General features: G+C 66.6%; 13 protein-coding genes. 5 read left to right on the top strand and 8 right to left on the bottom strand.

What is annotated here, in order from left to right; all coding sequences use genetic code 11:
* Positions 1-119: 119 nt before the first annotated feature.
* Positions 120-485 (top strand): hypothetical protein, encoded by a 366-nt coding sequence (locus EPO55_RS12715; protein WP_296337222.1) that lies wholly within the window; start codon positions 120-122, stop codon positions 483-485.
* A 21-nt stretch (positions 486-506) separates the two neighbouring features.
* On the opposite strand, the gene EPO55_RS12710 is transcribed toward EPO55_RS12715, so the two are convergent.
* Together EPO55_RS12710 and EPO55_RS12705 are read right to left on the bottom strand one after the other, a co-directional pair.
* On the bottom strand, positions 507-1514 hold the full coding sequence (locus tag EPO55_RS12710; RefSeq protein WP_296337221.1) for an NADPH:quinone oxidoreductase family protein: 1008 nt from the start codon (positions 1512-1514) through the stop codon (positions 507-509).
* Positions 1511-2731, bottom strand: a complete 1221-nt coding sequence (locus tag EPO55_RS12705) for a cytochrome P450 (RefSeq protein ID WP_296337220.1) — start codon at positions 2729-2731, stop codon at positions 1511-1513. Before EPO55_RS12705 ends, EPO55_RS12710 begins: the two co-directional genes overlap by 4 nt.
* Positions 2732-2788: 57 nt before the next feature.
* On the opposite strand from EPO55_RS12705, the gene EPO55_RS12700 reads away from it, so the two are divergent.
* Together EPO55_RS12700 and EPO55_RS12695 are read left to right on the top strand one after the other, a co-directional pair.
* Positions 2789-3322 (top strand): TetR/AcrR family transcriptional regulator, encoded by a 534-nt coding sequence (locus EPO55_RS12700; RefSeq protein WP_296337218.1) that lies wholly within the window; start codon positions 2789-2791, stop codon positions 3320-3322.
* 17 nt (positions 3323-3339) lie between these two features.
* Entirely contained in the window at positions 3340-3762 is a 423-nt protein-coding gene (locus tag EPO55_RS12695) for a GNAT family N-acetyltransferase (protein ID WP_296337217.1), read from the top strand.
* Here EPO55_RS12695 and EPO55_RS12690 read toward each other — a convergent pair.
* Both EPO55_RS12690 and EPO55_RS12685 read right to left on the bottom strand, forming a co-directional pair.
* Entirely contained in the window at positions 3759-5318 is a 1560-nt protein-coding gene (locus EPO55_RS12690; RefSeq protein WP_296337216.1) for a hypothetical protein, read from the bottom strand. The two genes, EPO55_RS12695 and EPO55_RS12690, sit on opposite strands and share 4 nt — an antisense overlap.
* A 101-nt stretch (positions 5319-5419) precedes the next feature.
* Positions 5420-6259: an enoyl-CoA hydratase-related protein gene (locus EPO55_RS12685; RefSeq protein ID WP_296337215.1), complete on the bottom strand. Its 840-nt coding sequence runs from the start codon at positions 6257-6259 to the stop codon at positions 5420-5422.
* 116 nt (positions 6260-6375) lie between these two features.
* On the opposite strand from EPO55_RS12685, the gene EPO55_RS12680 reads away from it, so the two are divergent.
* Complete coding sequence (locus EPO55_RS12680) at positions 6376-7167, top strand: enoyl-CoA hydratase (protein ID WP_296337214.1); 792 nt, start codon at positions 6376-6378, stop codon at positions 7165-7167.
* Here EPO55_RS12680 and EPO55_RS12675 read toward each other — a convergent pair.
* Entirely contained in the window at positions 7161-8093 is a 933-nt protein-coding gene (locus EPO55_RS12675; protein WP_296337212.1) for a branched-chain amino acid ABC transporter permease, read from the bottom strand. The genes EPO55_RS12680 and EPO55_RS12675 overlap by 7 nt on opposite strands.
* A 43-nt stretch (positions 8094-8136) precedes the next feature.
* Between EPO55_RS12675 and EPO55_RS12670 the strand changes: the two genes are divergently transcribed.
* Positions 8137-8898: a VOC family protein gene (locus EPO55_RS12670; RefSeq protein ID WP_296337211.1), complete on the top strand. Its 762-nt coding sequence runs from the start codon at positions 8137-8139 to the stop codon at positions 8896-8898.
* On the opposite strand, the gene EPO55_RS12665 is transcribed toward EPO55_RS12670, so the two are convergent.
* From EPO55_RS12665 to EPO55_RS12655, 3 genes are read right to left on the bottom strand one after another with little or no spacing between them, the layout of a single operon-like run.
* Complete coding sequence (locus tag EPO55_RS12665) at positions 8859-10106, bottom strand: MFS transporter (protein WP_296337210.1); 1248 nt, start codon at positions 10104-10106, stop codon at positions 8859-8861. The genes EPO55_RS12670 and EPO55_RS12665 overlap by 40 nt on opposite strands.
* Positions 10107-10112: 6 nt before the next feature.
* The gene (locus tag EPO55_RS12660; RefSeq protein WP_296337208.1) at positions 10113-11345 is read right to left on the bottom strand and encodes an MFS transporter; all 1233 of its coding nucleotides are present in this window, start codon (positions 11343-11345) and stop codon (positions 10113-10115) included.
* A complete protein-coding gene (locus tag EPO55_RS12655) occupies positions 11342-11794 on the bottom strand; it encodes a MarR family transcriptional regulator (protein ID WP_296337206.1) in 453 nt (150 codons plus the stop codon). Before EPO55_RS12655 ends, EPO55_RS12660 begins: the two co-directional genes overlap by 4 nt.
* Between the last annotated feature and the right edge of the window lie 105 nt (positions 11795-11899).

The following is an 11899-nucleotide window of genomic DNA, read 5'->3' as shown; positions in this document are numbered from 1 at the left end:
CGACAATCCCCAAGGGTGCCCTGAAAAAGGCGATTTCGCGGCCCAGATTTTGTAAGATCGCGGTCGGCAAAGAGAGCCGGTCTGTGGACGTAACGAGATTTCTGACAGGGAGACATTCGATGAAGAGGTTCGTTGCAGCGGGTGCCTTGGCTGTCCTGATGTTTGCCGGTGCGGCACAGGCTGAGCCCGCCATCTACAACTGGACAGGCTACGGCCTGAATGTGCCGGGAAGCGGCAAGTGCCCGACCTACAAGATGGTGATCGACGTTACCGTCGTCGGCACCGATGTGCAGGGCCGCTTCCAGCAGGAAGGCCGCCCGGAGCGGAATTTCAAGGCGACGATGGGCGCCGACATGAAGTTCAAGACCACGGCCATCGTCGGCGGCGGCAACAAGATGGACGTCGTCGGCTCGCTTAAGGAGGGCGCCTCGACGATCATGCTCGATGGCTACTGCCTGTTCGAAGGCAAGCTCACCAAGAAGTAGCAAACACCGGTCGCGTGACGGTCATTCCATCACGATCGCCACGCGGCCGGTGACGCTGCGCTCCAGCAGGGCGCGCATGGCGTCGGCTGCCTGATCGAGGCGGAAGGTTCGATCTACGTGCGGGCGGCAGTGGCCCGCCTCGCACCAGCCGCGGATGCGTTCCATCAGGGCGAAGGTGCGGCCGGCCTCCTCGAAGCGCGCGTCGTGCGGGCTCCAGCCGACATAGTAGCCATAGTTGAAGCCGGTCACGGCGATGGTCTTGACCAGCAGGATGTTGGCCGGGATCGACGGAATCGTGCCGCCGGCGAAGCCAATCGGACAGATCCGGCTCTCGACCGCCATGCAGCGCAGCGACTGGGCGAAAACGTCGCCGCCGACCGGATCATAGACTCGGTCGACGCCGCGGTCGTTCGTCAGCTTCAGCACTTCTTCGCGGAAATCGGTGGCGGTGTAGTCGATCACGTGATCGGCCCCATGCGCCTTGGCGAACGCGGTCTTGCGTGCGCCGCCTGCCGTCGCGATCACCGTTGCGCCCAGGATCTTGCCGATCTCGACCGCGGCCATGCCGACGCCGCCCGCCGCGGCATGGACCAGAAGCGTCTGGCCCTTCTGGACGTCGAGCGCCATCGGCCAGGTGAGTGCGCCAGCCGACGTCGGATATGAAATGGCGAGTTGGATCGCTTCGACAAAGCCTACGTTCCTGGGCTTGAGGAAGACGTTGACCTCGTGCGCCACCGCCTCCTCGGCGAGACCGCCCCAGTCGAGCACGGCCACCACCTCATCGCCGACTTTCAGGCGCCGGCAGGCCGGGTCGACCTCCGTCACCGTTCCCGACACTTCAGTGCCTGGCGCGAAGGGGAAGGGCGGGCGGCGCTGGTACTTCCCGGCGATCACCAGGGTGGTGGCGAAGCTCACGCCCGCCGCGTGCACTTTGATCCGGACCTGTCCGGGCTTGAGCGGCGCGGACTCCGTCGTTTCCAGCCGCAAGTCCTCAGGCCCGCCCCACTGGTGGCAGATCATGGCTTTCATAGCGTCACCGGCAGGCTCTTCACGCCACGCAATATTAGGGAATCGTGCCATTCCGGATCGCCGCCGGAAAGGTGGATGTGAGGCAGCCGTTCCGCGAGCCGGGTCGCCGCGATCTGCGCTTCCAGCCGGGCCAGCGGCGCGCCGAGACAGAAATGGATGCCGTGGCCGAAGGTGAGGTGCGGGTTCTGCACCCGGCCGATGTCGAAACGCTCGGCGTCGTCGAAGGCCTCGGGATCGCGGTTTGCCGAGTTCATGAAGGCAAATAGCCGCTGGCCCTCGCGGATGGTCTTGCCGCCCATTTCGAGGTCGGCGGCGGCGACGCGGGCGAAGGCGCCCGACGGGCCGTCGTAGCGCAGGAACTCCTCGACCGCGGTGGCGGCGAGCGATGGATCGGCGATCAGCCGCTCCCATTCGCCGCGGTGTTTCATCGAGTAGAGGAACCCGTTGCCGATCAGGTTGGTGGTGGTCTCGTGGCCGGCGAACAGCAGCAGGATCGCGGTGCCGATGATCTCGTCGGTGCTGAGCGCATCGCGGTCATCGCGTGCCAGCACGAGCTGGCTGATCATGTCGTCGCGCGGCCGCGCGGTGCGGTCCTCGACCAGGACGCGGAAATAGTCGGACATCGCCTTGGCGCCGGATTCGGCGCGCAGGTACTTGTTGCCGGCGACCTGGGCGGTGCCGATGAAGAGCGCGATGTCGTCGGACCACACCTTGACGCGTTCGAGGTCGGCGCGCGGCACGCCCAGCAGGTCCATGATCACCGAGGCGGGCAGCGGGTAGGCGAAATCGGCGATATAGTCGACCGTCTCGCCGCGTTTTGCCTTGGCTTGCATGCCGTCGATCAGGTGAGAAACGATATCCTCGATGTTGGGCCGCAGGTTTTCGACCGAGGTCGGCGTAAAGGCCTTGTTGAACAGGCGCCGCAGGCGGGTGTGATCCGGCGGATCGCGGAACACCATCCAGTGGTTGAGATAGCGCACCAGGCTCTCGATCGAGCCCTTCTGATACTCCGGGTTGGTCCTGAAGAACGGTGTGAGCCGGTCGGCGGAGATTTGCCGATTGTTCAGTGCCACCTGTTTCACATCGGCATAGCGCGTCACGATCCACGCCTTCATGGCCGGCGACCAGTGCACCGGATCTTCTGCGCGCAGCCGGGCGAATTCAGGGAAGGGGTTGGCGTTGGTCGCCGGATTGCCGAGGTCGAAAACATAGGCCATGGCCGAGGCTAGCGCCCGGCAACTTACCAAACAAGTGTTTGGTTGTTACAATGCGCCATGTCCCGCGAAAGACTCCTGGCCATATCGGCACGCCGCTTTGCCAGGGGCGGCTTTGAGGCCACATCGATGCGCGACATAGCGGGCGAGGCGGGGATGCTCGCCGGTTCGATGTATTATCACTTCCCGTCAAAGAACGAGTTGATCGCCGCGGTCTACCAATCGGGCGTGGCCGAGATCGGGGCGGCAGTCGATGCCGCGGTCGCCCGGGTGCGCACGCCGTGGAGCCGACTGGAAGCAGCCTGCGTCGCCCACCTCGACTCGCTGCTCTCCGACAAGGCCCATGCCGCCGTCATGACGGCCGATCTCAGCCGCCTCGATGCGCGCCTGCGCCGCCGGCTGGTCGTGATGCGTGACGGCTACGAGAAACGGTTCGCCGAGCTGGTGGCGGCGCTGCCACTTCCCGCCGCCACCGACCGCACCTTGTGGCGCCTGCAGCTGCTCGGCGCCCTCAACTGGACGCCGACCTGGTACCGGCCGGGCGGCAAGTCGCCGGCGGCCATCGCGCACGCCCTGGTGGCGGCGCTGCGCTAGTGGGCTATAGAAAGCCGATGACCGTCGAAATCCGCTATGTCGGGCCTGGGGACGAGGGCCTGTTCGATCGGGTCGCCCCCGATGTGTTCGACCATCCGGTCGAGCGTCGTCAGCTCACCCACTATCTCGCCTCGCCGGGACATCACCTCATGGTGGCGCTCGCCAATGGCGAGATCGTGGGCCAAGTCGCGGCGGTCGTGCACCGGCATCCCGATGGCCGGCCGACCGAGCTCTACATCGACGAAGTGGCGGTGGCGCCGGCGCTTCAGCGCCAGGGCATCGCACGGCGCCTGCTCGACGCCATGCTGGCATTCGGCAAGGAGCTGGGCTGCCAGGAAGCCTGGGTGGGTACGGAGCCGGGCAATGTTCCGGCCAAGTATCTCTACGAATCCCGCAGCGCGCCGGCCGAGACGTTCTCCATGTACGTGCTCAGGCTCTAGGCAAGCGCCGCAACGCCCAGCGCTTTGCCGAAGCGGCGGCTGCAGTCCAGCGGATCGCCGTACTTGCGGTGCCGTGCCGTGTGCTGAGCGGCGGCGAGCAACAGCCGGCCGCGGTCGGGCAAGCGGTTCTTGCCGAAATCCTCCAGCATGCATTGCGCGATTTCCTGATTGTGCGGATCATTGCCCAGCCGGCTCGCCGCCATGGCAAGGGCACGCACCAGCGGCGCGGTGTCGTGGCCACTCGTGAGATAGGCTTTTGTCCATCCCAGTGCCTTGGGGGCGTCGAGGGCGATGGTCGCGGCATCGACTCGCGCGGCCATTTGGCCGGCGTCGAGACCCGCGCTGCCCGACGGCATCTCGATCCTGGGCGGCAGAAGATCGCCGCTCAGCTTCTGGTGCCAGGCGTTCTGGTTGAGGTAGGCCGCCGCGAGATAGAGCAGTTTCAGTCGCTGAGGATGCTCGAAATTGTCCCAGAACCAGCCCAGCGTGTTGCAGTACTCGTAGCAGTGCTGGGGCAGCGAGAAGTTGATGTCGGCGTGGGTCTCCATCACGACCTGCGCGGCGCCGAGCTGGATGGCGTCCAGGATCGAGCGCGGGTCCTTGCCAGCCTTCAGCAGCTCGGTCAGGTGTTCGATGTAGGCGGGTTCGTGTTGGCGCAGCACGACCTCGACGAAGGCGTCGGCCTCGGCCTGTGTGAGCGGGATCCTGTTGCCGGCGAGGATGGCGCGCTCCTGCTCGGTCGTGCCGCTGTAGGGCACGGCGTGCAGTTCGTGGCCCTCGAGATAGACGGTGATGGCGTTGCACGCCACTTCGTAGAGCGAGTACCAGCGCGGGCCGACGGCGATGTCGAGCGCGCCGGCATAGAGCACGTCGTGCGCAAGATCCCAGCCGATGGCGTTGCCCAGCTCGACCGTGGCACGGGCGCGGAACGATTTGTGGCCGGTGGTGTAGGAGCGGTTCTGGAAGGAGCGGTCCTGCACGTCGATCAGGCCGGCAAAGACAAGCTCGGCCAGCGCTGCGCGCCGCTCCGAGGAATTGGCCATGAGGCCGAGGAAGGCACGGTAGGCGTCGACCACCTGGCCGCGATGGACCAGCGTCATCCACTGGCCGAGGCGGTCATTCAAAGGGCCGTCGAGTTTTAGTGGCGGCTGGTCGGGCCAGTGCACCACCGGCGCCGGCGGCGGCCCATCGGCCATCTGGAAGCCGCGCGTATAGTGGCCGGGCGCCTTGGCGATCTTCTGGTTCCAGATGTCGAGGCCGGTCGGGATGTACCAGATGGTCTGGGCCATCGGCAGGCCTGACGCAGCACCCGGCAGCATGCGCGAGAGATGCAGCGTAGCCCGCGCGCTCAGGAGGCAATGGTCGTTGTTCACGAAGTTCACGAAGCCGTCGTCGATGCGTTCGTGATAGGGCACGTGGGTGTAGGGGGCGTGGATGCGCACGGCCTCGCGCAGCATCTCGGGCAATGGCCGGCCGGCCTTCACCAGCCGGTAGTAGACCTCGCTCGCGCCCTGCTGGTCGCGTGCCAGGATGCGCTCCTCGAGCGCGGCGTACATTGGGTCGGAACGCGTACTCGCAGCGGATGCAGAGTCAGGCGGCATGGTCGACCTCCGACGAGGCCGACATTAGACGCCCGGTGAGCCCGCCTTCCAAGAAGCTATTTCATCCAAGGTCCGAAGGGCGGCATGTCCTTGCTGGGTTTCAGGGGGAAACTCGGCGCCCGCTTCTCGAAGAAGGATTTTATGCCCTCCTGGGCGTCGGCGCCGGCCGCGAGATAGCCGACGCACTGCAGGTCGAGCGTGACGGCATCGAGCGGATCCTGAGCGCCCCACATACTCCACATCAGCCGGCGGTTGACGGCGGCGGCGACGGCGGAGGAGGTACTGGAGGCGAACTTTTTCGCCAGCGCCTGGGCGGTCGGCAGGAGTTCCTCGGGGGCGTGGACGGAGCGCACGAGGCCGCCCTTTAGCGACTCGTCGGCGCCGAACAGCTCGGCCGTCATCACCCATTCCTGGGCCTGCTGCATGCCAACCAGCCGCGGCAGGAACCAGCAGGAGCCGGCCTCCATCGCCATGCCGCGCTTGTTGAAGACGAAGCCGACGCGGCCGGCGCTGGAGATCATCCGGATGTCCATCGGCAGGCACATGGTGATGCCGACGCCCACGGCGGCGCCGTTGATTGCGGCCACGATCGGCTTCAGGCAATTGAAAATGGCGAGCGTGATCGAGTCGCTCGCCTCGCGCTTCTGCGGCGCGGTTCCGTCGTTCCAGACCTGGAAGGCACCGCTGCCGCCGGAGATGTCGGCGCCAGCGCAGAAGGCGCGGCCGGCGCCGGTGACGACAATGGCGCGAACCTCGTCCATGGCATTGACGCGCTGGAAGAAGTCGATCAGTTCCCGGCTCATCACCGTGTTGAAGGCGTTGAGCTTGTCGGGGCGGTTGAGCGTCACGGTCATGACGCCCTCGGTCAGTTCGGTCAGCAGGGTCTCGTATTCCATGGCGTCGACGGGCCTCCCGGTGGTTCCGCAATGCGAGGCGGAATGTCGTTGCGCGAATGCTTGGTTTACGAAACCATCGCCGCAACTGTGACGGACTGCAATCCCGGAGGAAGCCTATGTCGTTTGTGCTCAAGACTGTCGAAGACGGCGTGATGAAGATCGTGCTCAACCGTCCCGACGCGATGAATGCGCTCAACCGCGACATGATGAGCGGCCTCAACGATGCGCTCGAGGAAGCGGCGGGTAATCGCGATATCGGCTGCGTCGTGGTGCGCGGCGCCGGCGACAAGGCGTTCTGTGCCGGCGGCGACGTGAAGTCGATGGCGGCGGGTCGCGACCAGGACAAGACCTACGAGGACAAGGTTCACGACATCCGCAACCGCATGCGTGTCTCCGAACTGCTGCACGAGATGGGCAAGCCGACCATTGCGATGGTGAACGGCGTGGCCGCGGGCGCCGGCCTGTCGCTGGCGCTGGCCGCCGACATGCGCTTCGTCGGCAAGAGCGCGCGCATGACGACGGCCTTCGCCAAGGTGGGCTTCTCCGGTGATTTCGGCTCGCATTATTTCCTGCACAAGCTGGTCGGCACGTCGAAGGCACGCGAGCTCTACTTCACGGCCGAGATCCTGAACGCCGAGCAGATCGAGAAGCTCGGCCTTGCCAACCGCGTCGTCGACGACGCCAATCTCGAAAGCGAGACCATGACCTTCGCCAAGAAGTTGGCGGCTGGCCCGCGCGTCGCTTGGTGGCATGTGAAGAAGAACATGAAGGTGGCGGAGGAGGGCACGCTCTCCGAGGCGCTCGACAGCGAGGCTGCGCGCATGATCCGCACCGGCGAGACCGAGGATCACAAGGAAGCGGCTCGTGCCTTCGTCGAGAAGCGCGCGCCGGTCTTCAGAGGTCACTGACGGCGCAGCCGGGCGGCGAGCCGGCCGAGCGCGCCGGCCACGCCGTTGGGCATCGCCACTATGGCGGCGATCAGCAGTACGGCATAGAGCAGCGCCGACAGGCCCTTGCCGAAGCCGGCCACGACGTCGGGGAAGAACTGCAGGAACAGGCCGCCCAGGATCGCGCCGGTGAGCGAATTCATGCCGCCGATCACCAAGCCGAACAGCATCTGGACCGAGAGCGCGAAGTTGTAGCCGGTGGGGCCGACGAAGCCGAACTGGAAGGCCGACAGACATCCGGCCAGGGCTATGTAGGCGCCGGCCACGCCCGAGGCCGCAGCTCGCACCTGCACGACACGGATGCCCTGCGCCGCCGCCGCAAGATCGTGATCGCGCGCCGCCATCATCGCCCGGCCGGAGCGGCTCTGGATGAGGTTGGCGGCGAACCACAGCCCCGCCGCGAGCAGCGCCAGCGCCATCAGGAAGCCCCAGCGATCATTGCTCAGGAGGCCGCCGGGCGGCGTCGGGAAATCGAGGTAGAGGCCCTGCACGCCACCGGTCCACTGTTCGATCACACGCCAGCGCAGGAGTTGCGGAAAGGCGATGGCGAAGGCGTAGCTCACCAGGGCCTGGGTCCACAGGCTGTGACCGCCGGCGACCCGGCCGAGGCCGTAGCCAGCGGCATAGCCCACGAGCGGGGCCAGCACGAGCGCCCAGTAGAGCGAGAGCGGCGTATGGGCGCCCAGGATCGCGGCGGTGTAGCCGCCGATGCCGAAGAAGCCGGCCTGGGCGAAGGAGAATTGACCGCTCGTGCCGCACAGGATGACCAGGCCCACCAGCGCGATCGCCCAGATCACGGCCTGGGTGAATCGGAAGACGATGAAATCCGGGAAGCAAAACGAAAGCGCGGCCGCCGCCACGAAGCCCATGGTCCACACGGTCCGCATGGCGCTACCATAGGCGACGAAGAAGACGAAAGGGAGGGGTCCGATGAAGCTCAGGCAATGCGTTTTCGTCTGCGGCGATCTCGAAAGCTCGCGCGAGGAACTGTGCGATATCCTGGGCATCGACGTCGCGTACCGCGATCCCGGCGTCGCCAAATGGGGCCTGGTCAATGTCGTCTGCCCGACCGGCCATGACTTCCTCGAAATCGTGACGCCGTTCCAGCAGGGCACGTCGGCCGGCCGCTACATCGAGCGGCGCAAGGGCGACGGCGGCTACATGGTCATCCTCCAGGTTGCCGACGCTGCGGCTGAGCGCAAGCGCGTGACCGACCTCGGCATTCGCGCGGTGGCGCAGAAGGACTTGCCCGAATACCAGTACACGCACTTCCATCCCTCCGACACGGCGGGGGTGCTGCTGTCGCTCGACACGACCTTCGCGCCCAAGGGTGTCGATCCGGCGCTGTGGTGGCCGCCGGCCGAGAAGGGCTGGCTGAAGCATGCGCGCTCGGACGTGACCAACGGCCTGGCGGGCGTCGAGATCCAGCATCCCGATTCCGCGGCCGCCGCCGCGAGCTGGGCGAAGATCCTCGGCCGGCCGCTCGACACTTCGGGTGGAGGCAACCGCATCAAGCTCGATGGTTCGGAGATCCGCTTCGTGGCCGATCGCGACGGCCGCGGCCAGGGCGTGTCGGCCTACGACGTCAAAGCGGTCAACAAGGACAAGATCCTCGCCGCGGCGGAGAAGCGCGGCAAGAAGCGGGGGCCGTCTCAGGTCGAGGTCTGCGGCTGCCGCATCAACCTGGTGTGAAGCCCACGCGAGCGCGTGAAGAGAAACATCAGGATGATGAAGTTCAGCATGTTGAAGGCCACACCGGTGCCGAACGCCGGCAGGTAGCTGCTGAACCGGTCGAACAGCAGGCCGGCGCCCCAACCGCCGACCGCCATGCCCATCGTGCCGCCGAAGAGCACCGTCGGAATGCGCCAATTGGCCTCCGCGAGGGGATAGTATTCGCGGACGACGATCACATAGGCCGGCACCAGTCCTGCCAGTCCGAAGCCAAAGGCCGCGGAGACGAAGAACAGGACAAGGCCATCCTGAGTCAGCAGAAAGCCGGTCAACGCCGTGATCTGCGCCATCGAGCTCAACACCAGAGTTTGCAGGCCGCCAATGCGATCGCAGAGCCAGCCCCAGAACTGCCGCGCCAGAAACGCGCTGCCCAGCAGCACCGACAGCATTGCCGCGCCGTACTGCGAGGCGAACCCGAGGTCGCCGCAATAGGCGACGACATGCTGCATCGGCATCGCCATGGGCACGCAGCAGCAGAAGATCGCCAGCATCAGGAGCGCCATCGCCAGGTTGGGCGACAGGCCGACGACGCTCGCCGGGGCATGCACGCCGCGTGTCGCGGCGACGGCGGGCGCCGGCACGTCGGGCGGTGGACGCAGGAAGGCGAGCGCCAGCGCAATCACCGCCAGGACCAGGAACAACCCGAACAGCATCATGGTGCGGCGCCAGCCGATCTCGTCGATGCCGAGTTGCAGGAACGGCGGCCAGATCGCGCCGGCGACCGCCTGGCCCGACGAGATCAGCGCTACGGCGGAGCCGCGCCGGCGTTCGAACCAGCGGCTGACGTAGGTGAGGAGGGGCGAGAACATGCAGGCGCTGCCGAACAGCCCCATCAGGACGCCGTGGCCGGCATAGAGCTCGAGCAGGCCGCCTGATCCGGAGAGGACGAGGCCGGTGGCCATCATGACCGCGCCGAACATCACGACGCGGCGGACCCCGAGGCGTCCCGCCAGCCAACCGGCAAGGATGCCGCCGATGGAGGCGCCGACATAGACGAAGGCGCCGACGGCCGCCGCCCCGGAGCGCTGCGTCTGCAGCTCGGCCGCGATCGGCTTCATGGCCAGCACGGCGATCAGCGGTGCGCCGTAGGCGATGGTCAGGATGGCGACCGCCGCCACGGCCACGGTCCAAGCGGCGCGGCCGTCCAGCTCACCGCTGCTGTTTGTCATGCCGCATTATACGGGGGCGAGTTGACGGGTGGGCCGCTGTTTCCGTGCAACGAGGAATAGGAGAACTGCGAGATTGACGAGGTTGAACGCCATGCCGACGGCGAAGGCCGAGAGGTAGTCGCCGAACGCGTCATAGAGAAAGCCCGCGCCCCAGCCGCCCGTCGCCATGCCCAGGAGGCCCGCGAACAGCACCGTGGGGATGCGCCAGTTGGCCTCCTCGACCGGATAATATTCGCGAACCGCGATCACGTAGGCCGGCAGCAACCCCGACAGCCCGACGCCGAAGGCCGCTGAAATCGCGAACAGAGCGGCCTGATCCTTGGTCAACAGGAAGCCCGTCAGCGCCGTTGCCTGCACGAGCGAGGCCCACAGCAGGGTCTGCAGGCCGCCGATGCGATCGGCGACCCAGCCCCAGAACTGCCGTGCCACGAAGGCGCTGCCCAGCAGCACCGACAGCATGGCGGCGCCATATTGCGGCGTCATGCCGAGGTCGTTGCAGAAGGCCGGCACATGGTGCATCGGCACCGCCATGGGCACGCAGCAGCAGAACACCGCGGCCATGAGCAGGATCATGAGCGTGTTGCGGGACATGCCGAGCACATCGCCGCTCGTTTGCGGCCGGTCGGCCGCAGCCACCGCCGCCGCCGACTCCTCGGGCGGCGGATGGAGGAAGACGACGGTGAGCGCCGCTACCGCGACGACGACCAGACCGGCGAACAGAACCATCGTCCAGCGCCAGCCGACGGCATCGACGCCGAATTGCAGCAGCGGCGGCCAGATCGCGCCGGCGACGGCTTGGCCTGAGGAGATCAGCGCCACCGCGGCGCCGCGGCGGCGCTCGAACCAGCGGCTGACATAGGTGATGAGTGGCGAGAACATGCACGCCGTGCCGAACAGGCCCATCAGCACGCCGTGACCGGCGTAAAGCTCCAGCATACCGCCCGACGCCGAGAGCGCGAGGCCTGCGGCCACCATCGTGCCGCCGAATATCACCACCCGGCGCACGCCGAGCTTGCCTGCCAGCCAGCCCGCGACGATGCCCCCGAACGCCGCGCCGATATAGACGATCGAGCCGGCGCCAGCCGGACCGGAGCGCGACGTCCCGAGCTCGGCCGCGATCGGCTTCATGGCGACGACGGAGACCAGCGGTGCACCGTAGCAGAGTGTCAGGATGGCCAGCGCCGCGGTCGCGGTGATCCAGGCGGTGCGGCTGTCGAGCAGGGCGGCGTTCGTCGTCATAGCTTTTCGGACTCCAAGGCCAGTCGCCGCACGAGATCGGTCGAGAGACATTTGTCCAGTTCAGCGTGGGCCCGCCGCCACGAGGCGAGGGACGCTTCGAGCCGGCGCGCGCCCTTTTCCGTGAGCCAGACCATGCGCTTGCGCTGATCGCTTTCGACGATGGCGATCTCGACCAGACCATCGGCCTCGAGCGTGCGCAAGGTACGTGACAGGGTCGATTGATCGAGCCCCATGCGCACCGCCAGTGCCGTGATGGTGTCGTCGGCCGCCGAGGCGATCTCGGCGATCAGCCCGAACTGGGCGAAGGAGAGCCCGGAGCCCGCCATGCGTTGCTCGAGGAACTGGGTGATGCGCCGCGCCGCCAGCCGGGCGTTCCAGCCGGCGCAGGCTTCCAGGGCCGCGCGCGCGTCGGCACGCAGCGTCTTGGGGGATTGTACCTTCCTCGACATTGCGCATCTCTATACAGTGCATGTATGTACATGGAAATACCCCGGGAGTCATTTCCGGTAGGATGATCAAGAAAATAGGCGGACTGATCATCGACGGAGGCTGCC

Source organism: Reyranella sp., from assembly GCF_004296935.1.
Taxonomy (GTDB): Bacteria; Pseudomonadota; Alphaproteobacteria; order Reyranellales; family Reyranellaceae; genus Reyranella.
The sequence above is the reverse complement of the archived record's forward strand: the minus strand, read 5'-3'. Positions and strand labels throughout refer to the sequence as shown.